Annotated in this window: 7 protein-coding genes; 3 read left to right on the top strand and 4 right to left on the bottom strand. The window is 76.1% G+C overall.

Translation table 11 applies throughout. The features are described 5' to 3' along the window. The first annotated feature begins 340 nt into the window (after positions 1 to 340). Positions 341 to 12520, top strand: coding sequence for a tetratricopeptide repeat protein (locus WMF22_RS35545; RefSeq protein ID WP_438032632.1), 12180 nt, complete (start codon positions 341 to 343; stop codon positions 12518 to 12520). Between the two features lie 351 nt (positions 12521 to 12871). Beyond that, positions 12872 to 13210 (top strand): HU family DNA-binding protein, encoded by a 339-nt coding sequence (locus WMF22_RS35540; RefSeq protein WP_012239209.1) that lies wholly within the window; start codon positions 12872 to 12874, stop codon positions 13208 to 13210. A gap of 205 nt (positions 13211 to 13415) precedes the next feature. Here the strand turns inward: WMF22_RS35540 and WMF22_RS35535 are convergent, their stop codons facing one another. Then, positions 13416 to 14051: a hypothetical protein gene (locus WMF22_RS35535; protein ID WP_437294397.1), complete on the bottom strand. Its 636-nt coding sequence runs from the start codon at positions 14049 to 14051 to the stop codon at positions 13416 to 13418. Between the two features lie 186 nt (positions 14052 to 14237). Beyond that, positions 14238 to 14654 carry a hypothetical protein gene (locus WMF22_RS35530; protein ID WP_438032631.1) on the bottom strand — a complete coding sequence of 139 codons (417 nt, stop codon included), beginning with the start codon at positions 14652 to 14654 and terminating at the stop codon, positions 14238 to 14240. Positions 14655 to 14789: 135 nt separating this feature from the next. Between WMF22_RS35530 and WMF22_RS35525 the strand changes: the two genes are divergently transcribed. Further along, positions 14790 to 15599: a hypothetical protein gene (locus WMF22_RS35525; protein ID WP_437294396.1), complete on the top strand. Its 810-nt coding sequence runs from the start codon at positions 14790 to 14792 to the stop codon at positions 15597 to 15599. A gap of 139 nt (positions 15600 to 15738) precedes the next feature. Here the strand turns inward: WMF22_RS35525 and glyA are convergent, their stop codons facing one another. Next, entirely contained in the window at positions 15739 to 17010 is a 1272-nt protein-coding gene (glyA, locus tag WMF22_RS35520) for a serine hydroxymethyltransferase (RefSeq protein WP_437294395.1), read from the bottom strand. Next, positions 17007 to 18323: a dihydrolipoamide acetyltransferase family protein gene (locus WMF22_RS35515; RefSeq protein WP_437294394.1), complete on the bottom strand. Its 1317-nt coding sequence runs from the start codon at positions 18321 to 18323 to the stop codon at positions 17007 to 17009. Before WMF22_RS35515 ends, glyA begins: the two co-directional genes overlap by 4 nt. Between the last annotated feature and the right edge of the window lie 65 nt (positions 18324 to 18388).

The raw sequence follows: 18388 nt of genomic DNA, 5'->3' as shown, positions 1-18388 counted from the left end.
CGCAACGGGCGCAGCAGCGCGGCCGTGCAGCCCGCCGCGGTCCGCCACCAGGACGAACGCGCGTGACACCGCTGTCGCATCTCCTCCTCTCTTCTGCTCCGCCAGTGCTCGACTCCACCCTCCCTCACGATCACGCGCCTCCCGCGCCGCGCAGGGCCGCCGCCCGCGACGATCTGGCCTCCCGCACGCGCCACGGCCCCGTCCCCGAGCCCATTTACCCAATTTGGGAAACGCTCCTGTTACCTTGGGCAGCGCTCCGCAGCGCACTGCGGGCGCAGGTTCGACGGAAGCGCCGGCACGCCGGCCCCTTGCTCCACCGCCAGCCGAGGTCCGGATCCACATGCAGCAGGACACGAAGAGCGCGCGCGTCTCGTTCCGTATCGACAACCTCGAAGCCGCGCTCGAGCAGGGGATCGACAACGAGGCGGCCGCGCTCGACGTGCTCGTGGCCGCGGCGGCCAAGGGGAGCCTGCACCCCGAGCTCTGGGCGAAGCTCCACGAGGCCTCCGCCCGCCACGACCGGTTCTCCGAGCTCGCGTTCGCTTACGAGCGCCTCGTCGGCGAGCGGCGGTTCGGGATGCTCCCGCAGGCCGCACAGGCCGAGGTCCTCGTGCGCGCCGCCGAGTTCCTCGCCGACTCCTTCGGCGACCCCGGCGGCGCTCGCCCCTACCTCGAGCGGGCGCTCTCCGTGCTGCCCTCGCACCAGGAGGCGTTCTTCCGGCTCGAGCGCATCCTCCAGGAGGCGAACGAGCCGGCGAAGCTCGCGGACCTCTACGCCCTCGCGGCGGGCCACCGCGCGGACCGCGCCGAGCAGCTGTCGCTGCTCCGCCGCGCGTTCGAGCTCGTCGACGTCACCGGAAGCGGCGCGAGCGACGAGGAGCGCGCGATCAAGCTGCTCCAGCAGATCCTCAAGGTCGACCCGGGCGACGCCTCGGCGCGCCGGGAGCTCGAGGCGCGCTACGCGCGCGCCGGGCGGCACCAGGAGATCGCGAGGATGCTCGAGCAGGCGCTCACCGCGGAGGGGCCGCCGGACGGAGCGCTCGAGATCCGCGGGCGGCTCATCGACCTCTACAGCGGCCCGCTCAAGGAGCTCGAGCGGGCGCTGCCGCACGTCGAAGAGGTGCTCGCGCAGAGCCCGGGCCACGAGGCCGCCCTCCGCGCCGGCGAGGCCCTGCTCGCGCGCAAGACCGTGCTCGTGCGCGCGGCCGCGGCGCTCGAGGCGGCCAACGCGCGCCGCGGGGACGACCCGGAGGCGGCGCGGATGATGGCCCTCCAGATCGAGAACCTGCGCGGGCCGCGCCGCGTGGAGGTGCAGAAGCGGCTGGTCGAGCTGCAGTTCCAGCGGCTCGGCGATCTCGCGTCGGCGTTCTCGCTGTCGGAGCAGATCCTCGCGGTCGACCCGTCCGACGAGGCGGTGCGCGAGCGCTTCGTCGCGCTCGCGTCGGCGCTCGACCGCCAGGCCGACGCGGCGCGCGTGCTCGTGCGCGCGTCGGCCGGCGCCAAGGACAAGCCGCTCAAGGCCCGCATCGCCGCCGAGCTCGGCGAGCTGTACGAGGGCCTCGGGGACGGCAGGAAGGCGCGCGCGTCGTTCCAGCAGGCGCTCGACGGCGAGCCCGACGACGCGGCCGCGCGGCGCGCGGCCCGCGGGCTCGCGAAGCTCTGCGAGCGCGAGCGCGACGCGCGCGGGCTCGCGGGCGCGCTCGAGCGGCTCGCCGAGGCCGAGCCGGAGGCCGAGGCGCGCGAGGCCGCGGCGGAGCGGCTCGCGCGGCTCTACGAGGAGGAGCTCGGCGACGCCGCGGGCGCGATCGCGGCCTACCGCAAGCTCGCGGAGTCGGGCTCCTCGCGCGAGCCGGGCGCGCTCGCCGCGCTCGAGCGGCTGTACGAGGCCACCTCGGCGCACGAGGGCCTCGCGTGGGTCCTCGAGCGGCGCGCCGAGGCGGAGCCGGACCGCCGCGCGGCGCGGGAGCTCGTCTTCCGCGCGGCCGAGCTGCGCACCCGGCTCGCGGATCTGCCCGCCGCCGTCGCCGCCTGGCGCCGCTACCTCGCGGCGTTCGGGGCGTCGCGCGAGGCGCACGCGCGGCTCATCCCGCTGCTCGAGCAGGAGCGGCGCTGGGCCGAGCTCGAGGCGCTCCTCGAGGCCGAGGCCGAGCTCGCGGCCGGGCAGGACCGCGCCTCGGTGCTCGCCCGGATCGGCGCGATCCGCATGGCGCGGCTCGACGATCCGGCCGGCGCGATCGCCGCGTACCGCCAGGCGCTCGCGCTCGATCCGGCCGACCGAGCGAGCCGGCTCGCGGTCGAGAAGATGCTGGGCGCGCCCCCGGGCAACGGCGCCGCCGGCGCGGAGTCGTCGCGGCAGAGCTCCCACCTGCTGCTGACCGACGATCAGCGGCTCGCGGCCTGCGCGGTGCTGGAGCCGATCGCGCGGGCGGAGAAGGCGGCGCCGCTGCTCGTGCGCGTGCTCGAGACGAAGGCGGAGCTCGGGCCCGTGGTGTGGGCCCCCGGCGCGCCCGCGCCGGCGCCGGCCGACGTGTCGGGCAGGCTCGCGGCGCTGGAGGAGGCGGCCTCCGTGGCCGAGCGCGAGCTCAGGGACCCGAAGAAGGCGCTCGATCTCTCGGCGCGCGGGCTCTCGCTCGCGACCGCGTGCGCGCCGGAGCGGCTCGCGCGGTGGGTCGCCGAGGTCGAGCGGCTGACGGAGCACGGCAGCGAGTCCGCGCGCCGCGCGCCGGCGCTCGCGGGGGCGCTCGGGGATCGCGCGGTGGACAGCCCGGCGCTTTCGCACCTCGCGCGGCGCGCGGGCGAGGCGCTGCTCGCGAGCGGCGACGTGACGCAGGCGCTCGCCCTCTACCGCCGCGCGCTCGCCTTCGAGCCCTCGTCGCTCGATCTCATCGCGCGCGTGGACGCGCTCCTGCGCGAGCAGGGCAGCCCCGAGGAGCGGCTCGCGCTCTACCGCGAGGCGCTCGCGCAGCCGTGCGCGCCCGCGCGGCGGCGCGAGCTCCTGCACGCGATCGGCACCATCCAGCGCCGCGACGTCGGCGACCTCGCCGGCGCGGCCGCGACGTACCGCGCGGCCATCGAGGACGACCCGGGCGACGACGCGGCGTACGAGGCGCTGCTCGAGACGTACGCGGCGGGTAGCGCGTGGGGCGCGCTCTACGGCGCGCTGGCCGAGCGGCTCCCGGGCGTGGCGCCCGACGCGCGCGTCGCCCACGAGCTGCGCATGGCGGACGCCGCCGCGAGGGGCGGGGAGGTCCCGAGCGCGGTCGCGCACTACCGCGCGATCCTCTCGAGCGGCGCGGCGCTCGACGGCGCCGCGCTCTCCGCGATGGAGGCGCTCGCGCTGTCCGCGGGCGACCCGGCGCTGCTCCGCGAGGTGCTCGAGCGGCGCGTCGCCGCCGCGGGCGATCCCCAGGACGAGGCGCTCTGGCTGGAGCGCCTCGGCGAGCTGGCGGCGTTCGGAATCCACGCGGCGGACGCGGCCGACGCGCCCGACGCCGCGCGCGCGGCGGACGCCCCGGCGGCGCAGGCCGCCCCGGGCGACCTCGACGCCGCGGTGACGGCCTGGCAGCGCGCCGCCGGGCTCGCCGAGGGGCCGCTCGCGGATCCGGAGCGGGCGCAGAAGCTCTACGAGCGCGTGCTCTCCGTCGCGCCGAAGCACCGCGACGCCGCCGCCCGCCTCGCGGCGCTCTACCGCGGGCAGGGGGCCTGGGCCCAGCTCGCGGCCGTCTGCGAGGTCCTGCTCGACACCGCGGCGTCCGACGACGATGCGCTCGCGGCGCTCGCGGCGCTCGAGGACGCGGCGATCCGGGCGCGCGCGACGTCGCGCTTCGTCGACGCCGCGCTCGATCTCCGCGATCGCATGAGCGCCGAGGGGGAGGGGGGCGCGGCCGCCGGCAGGGCGGCGGCGCGGGTCCGGGCGATCGAGGCGGCGCTCGCGCGCGTGCTCGCCGCCGATCCCGAGCGGCAGGACGACGCCGCGTCCGTCTACCGGCGCCTGCTCTCGCCGCAGGACGACGGCGACGCCGCGCCGGGCGCGCTCGACGCCGCCGCGCTGGAGGCGTTCCGCGCGTTCCTCGCGCAGAGCCCCGACACGCTCGCGCGCCGCGTGGACCGGCGCTGGCTCTTCACGCTCCTCGTGGAGCGCGGGCACGAGGGCGAGCGCCCGAGGGCGCTCTCCGCGTGGGCCGCGTGGGAAGAGGAGATCGGCAACCGCGCGGCGGCCGCGGCGCTCTACGCCCGGCTGCTCGAGGCGGATCCCGAGAACGACGACGCGCTCGCGGCGCGGGGGCGCCTCCTCGCCGAGGTGGGCGATCACGAGGGCGCGGCGGAGGTGCTCGCGGCGCGCCGCGACCGGAGCCAGGGCAGCGCGCGCGTCGCGCTCGACGTCGAACTCGCGACGCTCCTCTTCGAACGGCTGGATCGGCCGGCGGACGCGCTCGACGCGGTCGCGCCCGCGATCGAGGCCGGGACGATCGAGCCCGCGGTGGTCGAGATCGTGCAGCGCGCGCTCGGGCGCCCCGAGACGCAGGCGCGCGCGGCGCTCCTCCTCGAGCGCGCGTGCGACGCGCTCGACGACCCCGAGGCGCGCGTCGCGCTGCTGGAGGCGCTCCTCGCGAGCTCGCCGGCGGACGCCGCGCCGGGCGCCCTGCGCGACGCGGGCAGCCTCGCGGCCGCGCAGCGCGCCGCCGTCCGCCGCGGCTGGTTCGAGCGCCTGCTCGATCACCACGACCACGACGCGCCGCGCGGCCTCGGCGTCGCCCTGCGCGCGGTCTCCGAGATGCCGGGCGAGCTCGCCCTCTGGGATCGCCTCGAGGAGCTCGGCCGCCGGGCGAAGCAGCCCGAGCGCGTCGCGGCCGCGCACGCCGCGGCGCTCGACGCGGGCGCGGCGCTCCCGCCCGACATCGTCGAGGAGATCGGCCGGCGGGCCGTCGAGCACCACGAGGAGTGGTTCGACGCGCCGGAGGCCGCCCTCGCGCTGCTCCGCCGGCTCGTCGAGCTCGTGCCCGGCTCGCTCTGGGGCTTCGAGCGGCTGAAGCTCGCCTACAACGCGGCCGAGCGCTGGGAGGACCTCTTCGCGCTCTACGACGCGATGCTCGAGCGCACCTCGGCGGCCGACGAGCGCGTCTTCCTCCTGGAGGACGCCGCGGCCGTCGCGCGCGATCTCGCCGGCGACGGCGAGCGCACGATGCGCTACCTCGAGCAGCTCCTGCCGCTCCAGGACGACGCGCGCACCCGCGCCGCGCTCGAGCGGCTCTACGAGCGGCACGGCAGGCACCGCCCGCTCATCGATCTCCTGTCGGCCGAGCTGCCGAGGCTCTCCGGCGACGCCGCGGATCGGCTCCGCGAGCGCGTCGCGCTCCTCTGGATCGAGGGCGTCGGCGACGCCGCGTCGGCGCTCCCCGTGGTCGAGCGGCTCCTCGACGCGCCCCCGGAGCCGCGCGCCGCCCGCGCGGCGCCGCGCCCCGTCGATGCCTTCGCGCTGCTCGAGCGGATCCTCGGGGCGCTGCCGCCCGAGCAGGCGCCCGCCGGCGAGGCCGGCGCGCTCGCCGCGCGGCAGCGGTCGGCCGCGCTGCTCGCGGAGCACTACCGCGAGGAGGCGAGGCCCACGGACCTCGTGCGCGTGCTCGAGATCCAGCTCGCGGGCGCCGACGACGGCGGCCGCCCGGCGCTGCTGCGCGAGATCGTGCGGCTCCGCCGCGACGCCCTCGGCGACGAGCCGGGCGCGTTCGCGCGGCTCGCCGAGCTCGTCGAGCTCAGGCCGTCGGAGGCCGGCGATCGCGCGGAGCTCGCCGAGCTCGCCGAGCGCCTCGGCCGGCACGACCGCCTCGCCGAGGTCCTCGCCGCGGCCGAGCCGCGCGCCGGCGACGCGCGGCAGGCGCTCTCGCTCGTGCGCGACGCCGCGCTCCTCCGCCGCGACCGGCTCGGCGACGCCGACGGGGCGATCGCGCTCTTCCGCCGGCTCTTCTCGCTCGCCGAGGCGAGCGGCGACGCGGAGGCCGCGCGGGACGCCGCCCGCGCGCTCGATCGGCTCTTCGCGGAGGCCGACCGCGTCGCCGAGCGGTGCGACGTGCTCGACACGCTCGCCGCCATCGAGACGGACCCGGCGGCGCGGCGCGAGGCCCTCGGCGAGCTCGCGCGGCTCGCCTCCTCGCGGCTCGGCGACGAGGCGCGGGCGATCGCGGCGTACTCGGCGCGCCTCGTCGACGACCGCCAGGATCTCGCGGCGCTCGACGGCCTCGCGGCGCTGCTCGAGGAGGGCGGGCGGTACCGCGAGCTCGCGGCCGTGCTGGAGCGCCGCGCGGCCGTGCGCGGCGGCGCGGGCGGCCGGCGCGATCTCGGGCGCGTCGCGCGGCTCTTCGAGCGCGAGCTCGGCGACGCCGACGAGGCCATCGCCACCTGGCGCCGCATCCGCGAGGAGCTCGCGCCCGACCCGGAGAGCGGGGACGCGCTCGCCGCGCTCTACACGCGCGCGGAGCGCTGGGGCGACCTCGTCGCGCTGCTCGAGGTCGAGGCGTCCGCGGCCGGCGCGCTCCCCGGCGGGGCGGGCGCGGCGCGCAGCGTGGAGCTCTTCCAGCGCCTCGGCGACACGCACCGCGATCGCACGCTCGCGTGGGAGCTCGCCGTGAAGGGCTACCGCCGCGCGCACGAGGCCGAGCGGGACGCGCGCCGCGCGGGCGTCGAGGGCTCTGTCGGGGCGGGCGAGTGGGGGGCGGCCGAAGGGGGCGAGCGGGACGCGCGCTCGCCCGCGCCGCGCGCGGGGCTCGAGGAGCTGCTCCGCCGCATCGACCCGGCGTCGGCCGAGCACCGCGGCGCGCTGGTCGCCGCCGTCGGCGCGTTGCTCGAGATCTGCGCCGACGCGGACGACTGGCGCGGCCAGATCGCGCTGCTCGAGCCGCGGCTCGCCGCGGCCGGGACGGACGCCGAGCGGGTCGCCATCCTGAAGGCCTCCGCGGCGCTGCTCGAGGAGCGAGGCGACGACCGGGAGGGCGCCTTCGAGCTCGCCTTCCGCGCGTTCCTCCTGTCGCCCGGCGCCGAGCCGCCCGAGGGCCTCCTTCGGCTCACGGACCTCGCGGGCCGCTGGCACACCATCGCCGACGCGCTTCCCGACCTCGAGCGCCGCGGCGACGTCCCTGCCGCCACGCTCCGCGACCTCACGGCCCGCGTGGGCCGCTGGCACCGCGACGCGCGCGCCGACGAGGACGCCGCCGAGCGCGCGTTCGAGCACGCGCTCCTCCACGATCCGGCGAACCGCGCGATCCTGCTCGATCTCGCGGAGCTCCTGCGGCGGCGGCGCGGGCCCTCGCTCGTCCCGACGCTGCTCCGGCTCGCCGCGGCGACCGGGCACGACCTCGCCCTCTACCGCGAGGCCGTGGAGGCGGCGCGCGACGCGGGCGACGCGGCGCGGGCCCGCGAGATCGCGGCCGAGCTCCTCGAGATCGCCGTGCAGCGCCTCGCCGACGAGGAGGAGCAGCCCCCTCGGCCCGGCGCGTGGCCGGCATCGCGCGCCGCCCTCTGGGCGATCGACGCGCTCGTCGGCATGCTCGCGGGCGCGGGCGACAGGCCGCAGATCGTCGCGCTGTGCCGGCGCGGCGCGGCGCTCCCGTTCGCGCCGAGCGAGCGGCGCCGGCTGCTGCGCGTCGCCGCCGAGGCGGCGGAGCCCGGCGAGGCGATCGCCCTCTACGGCGGGCTGTTCGCGGACGATCCGACGGACGAGCCGGTCGGCGAGAGCCTCGCCGCGCTGCTCCGGGCGGCCGGGCGGCGCGAGGAGCTCGTGCGCCTGCGCGAGCTGCAGATCGAGGTCTCCGGCGATCTCGATCGCCGCGTCGCGCTCCGCTACGACGCCGCGGAGCTCCTCGCGGACGCCACGCGCGCGTCCGAGGCGATCGCGCTGCTCCGCCGGAACCTCGCGGAGAGCCCGGGGCACGGCCCGTCGATCGACAGGCTCGCCTCGCTCCTCGAGGCGGGCGGGCTGCACCGGGAGCTCATGCTGCTCCGCGAGGAGCAGGCGGCGGCGCGCGGGTCGGCGGACGCCGGCGCGGCGGCCGCCGAGCTCTGGCTCCAGGCGGCGTCCCTCGCCGAGCACGAGCTCAACGAGCCCGAGCGCGCGATCGCCAGCTACCGCCGCGCCGCGGACATCGGGTCCATCGAGGCGCTCGACGCCCTCGCCCGGCTGCTCGCGCGCCGTGGCGAGCACGCGGCCGCCGCCGAGGCGCTCGAGCGGCTCTGCGCCGGCGCGGCGCCCGAGGAGCTGCACCAGGCGGCGCTCCGCCTCGCGGACGCGTACCTCGCCGCCAGCGAGCCCGATCGGGCCCGCGCCGCCCTCGAGCGAGCGCTGCCCCGCGCCGCGCAGCCCGCGCCGCTGCGCGAGCGGCTCGCGTACCTCTACCGCGCGTCGGGCGCGTGGAGCGCCCTGGCCGCGCTCATCGCGGGCGACGCCGCGCGCGCCGACGAGGCGCCGGCCCGGCTCTCGCTCCTCCGCGAGGCAGCGGACCTCTACCTCACGCGCGGCGGCTCGCCCGCCGCCGCGATCCCGCTGTTCGACGAGGCCATCGCGCTCGCGCCGGACGACCTCTCGCTGCGCCTCGCGCGGAGCCGCGCCCTCTCCGCCGCCGGCAGGACCGACGACGCGACCGCGGCCCTGCGCGGGATCATCGCCGACTTCGGCACCCGCCGCCCCAAGGAGCGCGCGCTCGTCCACTACGAGCTCGCCCGCGTCGCGCTCGCGACGGGTGATCGCGCCCGCGCGATGGCGGAGTTCGACCTCGCGCTGCGCGTCGACCCCGCGCACCCCGACGCGCTCCACGGCCTCGCCGGCCTCGCCCTCGAGGACGGCCAGCTCGAGCGCGCGCACCGCGCCTACCGCGCGCTGCTGCTCGTCGCGCGCCGGCCCCGCGACGAGGGCGATGGGCTCGTCGGCGTGCGGCGCAGCACGATGCCGCCGATGCGCTCCAGCGTGGGCCTCCCGCCTTCCACCTCGTTCAGCCGGGCCGAGGTACTGCTCGCGCTCGGCGAGATCGCGCGCCGGCAGGGGGCGCCCGACCGCGAGGCGGAGTACGTCGAGTCCGCCTTCGAGGCGGCGCGCGAGAGCGACGCCGAGCACGAGAAGCTCCTCGCCGCGCTGCGCGCCCGCGGGCGCCACGACCTGCTCGCGCGCGCCCTCGAGGCGCGGCTCGCCGGCCCTGCCCTCGAACCCGCAGAGGACGCCGCCGCGGCGCTCGGCGAGCTCGCGTCGCTCTACGAGGGCCCGCTCGATCGCCCGGAGCTCGCGCTCTCGGCCCGCCTGCGCGCCCTCGATCTCACGCCGGGCGCCGGCGCCGCGCACGACGCCGCCCTCGAGCTCGCGCGCCGCTCCGGCCAGACGCAGCGGTATGTCGACCTCGTCGAGCGGCTCGTCGCCCGGGCGGCCTCCGAGCCGTACGAGGTCGCGCTCCTGCTCCGCTTCGGCCGCGCCCTCGAGCTCTCGCCGGCCGATCAGGAGCGCGCCGCGGCCGTCTACCGCCGCGCAGAGGCGAAGATCGCGGCCGGCGCGCCCTTCCACGCCCGCGCGGGCCGCGACGCGGGCGCCGACATCGAGCAGCTGTGGAGCTCGCTCGAGGCCATCTACGCGCGCCTCGGCGACCGCGCCGCGCAGGCGGACGTCCTCCGCAAGCGCATCGGCCTCGCCGACGCGCCGGCCGCCCCCGCGGGCGGCGCGGATCGCGCCGGGCCGCGGTACCGCCTGGCCGCGCTGCTCGCCGCGGACGCGGCGGACGTCGATCAGGCGATCTCGCTCCTCGAAGAGGCGCTCGACCTCCACGCCGATCCGGACCGGGCCGAGGCGATCCTGCGCGACGCGCTCCGCACCGATCCGAGGAACCCGCGCGCGATCCGCCTCTTCGAGCGCCTCGCCCGCCAGAGCGGGCGGCCGCGCGCCCTCGTGGACGCGCTGCTGCTCCTCGCCGAGATCGAGGGCCCCGGGGTCCTCGAGGAGGCCGTCCGCACCGCCCGCGCGCTCGGCGATCGCGGGCTGGCCGAGTCGATCCTGCTGCGCATCGTCGGCTCGGGCGCGCGATCTTCTTCCGATTCGTCCGATTCGTCCGACCCGTCCGGCTCCGCGTGGGCCCTCGTCGCGCTCGCGGAGCTCCGCGAGGAGGCCGGCGATCTCGCGGCCGCCGCGTCGCTCTGCGAGCGCGCCGCGCGCGCCTCGGCGCCCGAGGAGGAGCGCGCGCTGCTCCTGCACGCCGCGGAGCTCGCCGCCGGCCCGCTCGCCGACCTCTCCCGCGCGGCGCGCCTCTACGAGGAGCTCCGCGCCCGCGAGCCCGCCGAGCGCGAGATCTGGACGCCCCTCGCCGGCGTGTACCGGCGGAGCGGCGACGCCGCGCGCCTCTCCGCGCTGCTCGAGGAGACGGCGCCCCTCGTCGACGATCTCTCCGAGCGCTGCGCGCTGCGCCTCGAGCGCGCGCGCCTCCTCGCGCGGGAGTCGCCGGAGGAGGCGGCGGCCCTGCTCCGCGACATCCTCGACGAGGATCCGACCCAGGTGGAGGCCGCCATCCTCCTCGCCACCATGCTCGAGGAGGCCGGCCGTACCGACGAGCTCGGCGAGCTCTTCGCGCTGCAGCTCGACGCCGCCAAGGATCGCGCGGACGTCGCGTCGATCGCGTCGATCTCGATGCGCCTCGGCGCCCTCCTCGAGCAGCGCGGCGACGATCGCGGCGCGCGCGACGTCTACCTCGGGGCCGCGGACTGGGACGGCGCGAACCGCGACGTGCTCCGCGCGCTCGTGCGCCTCAGCCGGAAGCGCGACAACGCGGACGACCTCATCGACGCGCTAGAGAAGCTCCTGCGCACCGAGCAGGGCGGGGAGGCGGCCCAGCTCGCCCTGGAGCTCTCCGAGCTGCACGGCGCGCGCGGCGACGACGCCGCGGCGGAGGCCGCCCTCAAGGCCGGGTACGCCGTCTACCCCGCGAACGACCGGCTCCGCGAGGAGCTCGCGTCGCGCTACGCGGCCCGCGAGGCCTGGCACGCCCTCGCCGAGCTCCACGTGCTCACGGCGCACGGCGCTGACGGCGACGAGACGCGCGTCGCGTCGCTCTGCCGCGCCGCCGAGATCCTCCGCGATCGCGCGGGCGACGCCGCGGCGGCGGCCGAGCTCCTCGAGCGCGCCCTCCGTGTCGCGCCCGGGGATCGCGACGTCTTGATCGCGCTCATCGACGCGTGCGGCGCGGTCTCCGACCACGCCCGCGCGGCCCGCGCGCTCACGGCGACGCTCGAGGCGAGCCCGGACGACCCGTGGCTTTACCGCGCGCGGGCCGAGGTCCACGGCGCGCTCGGCCAGGGCGACCGCGCCCTCGCCGATCTCGAGCGCGCCTACGCGCTCGGCGGCGCCGAGTACGGAAGCGAGCTCGTCGCCGGGCTCGAGCGGGCGCTCGCGCGCGCGGACCACGCGGGCGCGCGGTCCGCCGAGGCCGCGGGCGCGCCCGGTGAGGCCGCGGCGGAGGCGGCGGGCGCCGCCTCGCCGCGCGCGCTCCGGCTGCGCCTCGCCGAGATCCTGGCGCGCTCGGGCGACGTCGAGCGCGCGCGCGCCCACCTCGGCGATCTGCTCCACGCCGACTCCAAGGACCGCGCCGCGCTCAAGGCGCTCGCCGGCCTCGAGGAGTCCGCCGCGCGGTGGGACGCCGCGAGCGCCGTCTACCGCAGGCTCATCGCGCTCGAGGAGGGCGACGCCCTCGTCGCCACGGCGCTCCTCCTGGCCGGCACGTGCGCGCGCGCGGGCCACCTGGGCGACGCCCGCGGCGGGCTCGAGCGCGCGCTCCGCGCCGCGCCGGGCAATACCGAGATCCGCGACCGCCTGCGCGCCCTCTACGCGGAGATCGGCGCGAACCGCGAGCTCGCCGCCATCGCGCTCGAGGACGCCGCCGCGGCGTCCGACGTGGCCGGCCGCTTCACGCTCCTCGTCGCCGCCGGCCGCCTGCTGCTCGACGTCGGCGACGCCGCGCAAGCGGCCGCGGCGCTCCGGGAGGCGCGCTCCCTGCGCCCTGAAGATAACGAGGTCGCCCTCCTGCTCGTGGACGCGCTGATCGCCGCGGGCGACTCGAGGGAGGCGCGCGCGGTCACCGCCGAGCTCATCGTGGCTGCCAAGGGGCGCCGCTCGCGGCACCTCGGCGCCGTCTACCACCGCGTCGCGCGGATCGAGGACGCCGAGGGCAATCTGCACGAGTCGCTCACGGCGCTCACGAGGGCGCTCGAGAACGATCCTCAGAACGGCGAGATCGCCATGGAGCTCGGCGAGAGCGCGCTCGGGCTGGGGGAAGAGGACATCGCCGCGCGCGCTTACCGCGCGGTCACCCTGATGAAGATTTCCCCCGAGCCCGGCGAGGGAGGCACGACGCCCGCCGCGCGGGCGCTCGCCTATTACCACCTCGGGGCGATGGCGCTCGCGGCCGGCGACCGCCGGAAAGCGCGCCTGATGCTCGACAAGTCCGTCTCGGAGGACGGCTCGCTCGAGGCGGCCCGGGCGCTCCTCGACGAGCTACGCGCCGGCTGAGGGCCTGTCCCGCGCGTCTCCGCGGGTATGCCCAGGTCGCGGCGGCCGCCTCCGCGGCCGCCCCAGGCGGCGCGCGCAGGGGCGTGGAGCGCGCAAAACCGCGCGACTCCAGGTGTTTTTTGACGCTCTCTGGCCCGCGACGGCGCCGCGCCGCCGCCCTTCCCGGCGGCTGGTTGCCCCTCTGGCGCGCCGCTCCGGCGCGGTCTTTCAGGGGTCCGCGCGATGCCCCGTCTCAGAAATCGCTATTTCTCCCCGCAGTTTTGTCTTTTTTTGTCCTGAGTCGTGTGTAAGGTTCACTGAGGCTGTGCGCGGCGAGGTGTCGCGCGCGAGCTCATGTCCGAGGAGAGTGCCATGGCAAGTAAGAAGACGGCCGGGGGCGGCGCGAAGAAGACGTTGAGCAAGAGCGGCCTGATCCAGGCCATCACCGAAGCTGCCGGTGATGAGCTGAGCCGCAAGCAGGTCAAGAACGTTCTCGAGTCCCTCATCACGATCGGTCATCGCGAGCTGAAGAAGTCCGGCGTGTTCACGCTGCCCGGCTTCGCGAAGTTCCGGGTGGTCAAGCGCCCTGCGACGAAGGCGCGCCAGGGGATCAACCCGTTTACCAAGCAGCCGATGACCTTCGCCGCGAAGCCGGCGAGCAAGTCGGTCCGGGCTCGGCCGATCAAGGCCATCAAGGACGCGCTCCTGTAGTCTTACGGGATCTCCCAGCGGAGCGCAGGGCGGCCACGGCGACGTGGCCGTTCTTGCTCCATGGCCTCGGCTTGCCGTCGCCGGGGCGGCGGAAGGGCGGCCAGCGCGCGCGCCGCGGAGCGGCCCGCGCGGGGCCGGCGAGGCGCGCCGCCTCCGGGGGGGCCGGGCGGCTCGGGGCCGCCGCCGCCCCCGCGGCGAGGTCAGCTCACTTCTTGCGGCTGTAGGCCTGCGCCGCCACCGGTCCCGAGCCGGTGCGCGCCTTGACAACCAGCTTGGCCGTCGCCGCGATGGGGAACGGCCATTGGTAGCAGCTCTGCTTGGCTCCGATGGCGGCAGTCGGGCCGGTGTCCGAGTCGACTGCGAGCACCGGTTTCAGGTTGAACGCAGCGAGCCCTGGCTGTCCTCCGGCGTTCAGGTCGAGCTCCAGCTGGACGTCCACCTCGGTGACGGTGGGGAGCGCCTGCGCCAGGAACGTGTAGCAATTGCCCGGCTGGAGCATGAAGGTCTGCCCAGAGGCCGTCTGTCCCTCGGGCACCACGCTGCAGACGGGCGCCCCTTCCGGCTGCATCTTCGGCGCCTCGCCGGCGGCGCGGCCCTGGAACATGGTGGTCATCGCGAGCGACTGGACTCCATCGCAGGGCGCCACCGTGGGTACCGCGACCGGGGGCAGGCCGGCGTCCGGTGGCGGCACGGACGCTGTCGGCTGCGGGGGCGGCGGCGTCCCCGCGTCCGGGGCGTCGTCCGCGAACTCCGACTCCTTGCTGCTGCCGCCGCAGCCCAGCGCTGCCACCGACAGCGCCAGGAGCACTGCTGAACCCAACGACCTACCCGTCACCGTCATCTGCGGCCTCCTCGCGCACAGCCCTGCCGCACGCCGCGGCCCCTCGTTGGGACAGCTGTGCTCGCGGCGCTCATACACCCGCCAGGGGGCGGGGGCTATGTGCGAGCGTCTTGCGCGGCTGCGCCGCCGGCGCAAGCCTGCAGGCAAGCCGGCGCGGGCGTTCGGGGGTTCGCGCCGTCGCGCCGCTCAGCCGCCGGACTCGCCCACGAACTCGCGCAGGATGCACATGCGCGCAATGAGCAGCGCCTCGGGTCGGATCGCCTGATCGAGGTACGCGGCGGAGTTCGCCTCCACCAGCGATTCGCGCAGCATCCCCTGCTCCAGGAACGTGACCGCGCGTCCGAGGTGCAGCCGCGCCCTGTCGGCCGCGAGCCCCATGCCGGCGCTCGCCAGCATTTCTCGTTCCAGGAACCACTGAGCAAACTCTCCGGGACGATCGAGCTTCGCTCGGGAGCCGTGATCAGTCATGCCGTAGGCTACCTCACTTTTTGGCCCCGGCCAGCCGCGCCTGGCCGCAATAACCCGGGAAATCATGGCAGAAGCAGCATCAATCCGTCGGATGGGCGCGATGAAAGCGAGGGCGTACCACGTCCAAAGCGACATCCGGCGGATGGACCTGGAGCTCGGTTGAGCGGGCTTCGGGGGCGCGTCGGGGAGCTCCCGCGAGCGACCCGTTGCGTCGCGAGCCCGTCAGTGAGATTGAACGCGGCGTTCTGCCGGAAATTCGAGGAGGTTCTTTTGCTCCGTACGATTGGCGTCCTGTCCGCCCTGGTCCTCACCGCCGCCCTCGCTGCTGGTTGTCAACAGCGGGAGGCGTCCACGCCGCCGAGCTACGCGAACCAGCCCCCGCCCGGCTACTACCAGCAGCCCGGTTACCAGCAGCCGGGGTATCAGCAGCCCGGTTACCAGCAGCCGGGGTATCAGCAGCCCGGCTACCAGCAGCCCGGCTACCAGCAGCCGGGGTACCAGCCTGCTCCGACGCAGCCTGCCCCCACGCAGCCCGCCCCCACGCAGCCTGCCCCGACGACGACGCAGCCTGCCCCGACGGCGCAGCCTGGCGGCTTTCCCTGGCCGTTCCCGCTCCCTGGCCAGCAGACCGGCGGGCAGCAGCCGGCCCCGAGCGGCGGGAGCAGCTCCGGCAGCGCGTCGGCGATCGATCCGAACCTCGCCTCCGCCGCGACGATCCCGCTGAACAACCTCGCCGCGACCGAGGCGCCCGGCATGACGAAGGAGGGAGGGCCGATCGCGGGGCAGTTCAGCGCCGGACAGACCCTCGAGCAGCAGATCCAGCTGATGCCCGGCAAGTGCTACACGATCGTCGGTGTCGGCGCGGGGATCACCGAGCTCGACATCAGCCTGGTCGCGCTGACCCCGATCCCGATGGGCTCATCGGTGCTGGCGCAGGACAACTCGAGCGGCGCGAACGCCGCGCTCGGCGGTCGGGGCAACTGCTACCGCTGGTCGCTCCCCGTCGGCATCAACGCCAAGTACATCGTGAAGGCCACGTCCGGATCGGGCGTCGCCGCCGCGCAGCTCTACGTGAAGTGACGCCGCCAGGACGCCGGGGACGCCAGGAGATCGCTCTCCCCGGCGTCCTCGGGTCCCGGCCACAAAAGCGCCGAAGACGCCAGGAGATCGCTCTCCATGGCGTCCTCGGTCGTGGCGCTGCGGCTCGCCGCAGCGCTGGCTAGAGCCGGATGCCGGGCGCCGGGAAGCCGCGGCAGAGCTCCGCGACCTCGGCGGCGATGCGCGCGATGCGCGCCTCGTCGTTCACGTTCTGCGCCACCTCATCCATCCACGCCGCGAGGCGCTCCATCTCGGCGACGCCCATCCCGCGCGACGTCACCGCCGGCGTGCCGATGCGGAGCCCCGACGGGTCGAACGGCTTGCGCGGATCGAACGGGATCGAGTTGTAGTTCGCCACGATGCCCGCGCGATCGAGCGCCTGCGCGTACGGCTTGCCCGCGATCCCCTTCGGCGTCATGTCGATCAGCAAGAGGTGGTTGTCGGTCCCGCCGGTGATGAGCCGGAAGCCGCGCGACTCCAGCGCGCGCCCGAGCGCCTGCGCGTTCACCACGATCTGCTTCGCGTAGGCCCGGAACCCTTCCTCCGAGGCCTCCTTCGCCGCGACCGCGATGGCCGCGGTCGTGTGGTTGTGCGGACCGCCCTGGAGGCCGGGGAACACCGCCTTGTCGATCGCGCCCGCGTGCTCCTTCTTGCAGAGGATCATCGCGCCGCGCGGGCCCCGGAAGGTCTTGTGCGTCGTCGACGTCACCACGTCGGCGATGCCCACCGGCGACGGGTGCACCCCCGCGGCCACGAGCCCCGCGATGTGCGCGATGTCCGCCGCCAGGATCGCCCCCACCTCGTCGGCGATCGCCCGGAACGCGGCGAAGTCGAGCGTGCGCGGGTACGCCGTCGTCCCGCACCAGATGAGCTTCGGCCGGTGGGCGCGCGCCAGGTCGCGGACCTGATCCAGGTCGATGCGGTGATCGCTCTCGCGAACCCCGTACGGCACGCTCTTGAAGTACTTCCCGGTGATGCTCACCGACCAGCCGTGGGTCAGGTGACCGCCCGCGGGCAGGCCGAGGCCCATGATCGTGTCGTTCGCCTGCGCGAACGCGAGGTAGACGGCCAGGTTGGCCGGGCTGCCGGAGTAGGGCTGCACGTTCACGTGGTCGGCCCCGAACAGCTTGGCCACCCGCGTCCGCGCGAGCTCCTCGACCACGTCGACCTGCTGCTGACCCTCGTAGTACCGCTTGTGCGGGTACCCCTCGGAGTACTTGTTCGTCAGCACCGAGCCCGTCGCCTCGAGCACCGCCCGAGACACGTAGTTCTCGCTCGCGATGAGCCGGAGCGTGTCCGCTTCCCGCCGCTCTTCCAGGCGGATCAGCTCGGCGATCTCCGGATCGACCTCGTCGAGCGCCCGCAGGCCCTGCACTTCGCTCGTCGCGCTCATACCTCGAACTCCCCGCGTGTGAGGATGTCGGTGACGCGCCAGAGGAACGAGTTCGCCAGCACCCCGTCGATGATGCGGTGGTCGTACGACAGCGCGAGGAACATGACCGGATGGATCGCGATCGAGTCCTCCTTGTCCTTCGTGACCACCACGACGCGCTTCTTGATCTCCCCCATCCGGAGGATGCCCACGTTCGGCTGCGAGATGATCGCGCCGCCGAAGAGGTTCCCCTTGAGGCCGGGGTTCGAGACCGTGAAGGTCGTGTTCGCGAGATCGTCGGCCGTGATCTTGCCGGACTTCGCGCGCCCGGCCAGCTCGTCGATGCTCCTCGCGATGCCCCGCAGCGACAGCTCGTCCGCGTGCTTGATGCTCGGGACGATGAGGCCGCCGGGGGTGTCCACCGCCACGCCGAGGTTGACGTCGCGCAGCACCACGTACGAGTTCTCGAGCACTCGAGCGTTGAACTCCGGGTGCTCGCGCAGCGCGCGGACGGCCGCGGCGCAGATGAAGGACAGGAACGTCAGCGACACGCCCGCCCGCTTGAACTCGTCCTTGTGGAGGTCGCGCAGCTTCGACGTCTCGTGCAGGTCGACCTCGGCGACCGTCACCACGTGCGGCGACGTCACCTTGGAATAGACCATGTGGTCGGCGGTGATGCGGCGGCGCCGGCTGAAGGGCACCACCTTGTCGCCGGGCTTCGGGGCGTAGGGCGGCACCTTGTACGCGCCGTACCCGACGCCGGGCACCGGCGGCACGAACCCGCCGCTCGCCTGGATGAGCTGCGAGAGCTCCGCGGCCGCGCTCGCCGGCTGGGCCGGCGCGCTCGGCTGGGGCGCCGGCTCGGCCGGCGCGCCGTGCGCCGCGCGCATCACGTCGTCGCGGGTGATCCGGCCGTGATCGCCTGTCCCGTGCACGTCGCGCAGGTCGACGCCCGACTCGCGCGCGAGCTTCTTCGTCGACGGGCTCGTCAGGGGGCGGGCGCTCTCGTCGTGTCCGTTGCTGCCGGGCGCCGGCGCGGCGGGCCGCGCTTCGGACGGCGCCGGCGCCGGCGGCGCGCTCGCGCGCTGGGCCGTCGCCTGGGCCTCGCCCTGCGCCGTCTCGTCGATCCGACAGAGCAGACCTTCCTTGGCGACGACGGTGCCCTCGGCCACCGCGATCTGCGAGACACGACCCGCGACGGGCGCCGGGATCTCCGTGTCGGCCTTGTCGGTCGCGACCTCGAGCAGCGGCTGCTCGCGCTTGACGAAATCGCCCTCGCGCACGAGCCATCTCGAGACGGTTCCCTCGACCACGCTCTCACCGAGCTGTGGCATGCGGACTTCGACCATCGCTTCTCGCGCCTCCAACGCGCGCCGCCGTGAGCGCCCGTTTCACCTCT

Source organism: Sorangium sp. So ce204 (assembly GCF_051526795.1).
Lineage (GTDB): Bacteria > Myxococcota_A > Polyangia > Polyangiales > Polyangiaceae > Sorangium > Sorangium cellulosum_B.
Note: the sequence above shows the minus strand (reverse complement) of the source record. Positions and strands in the feature narration are given on the sequence as shown.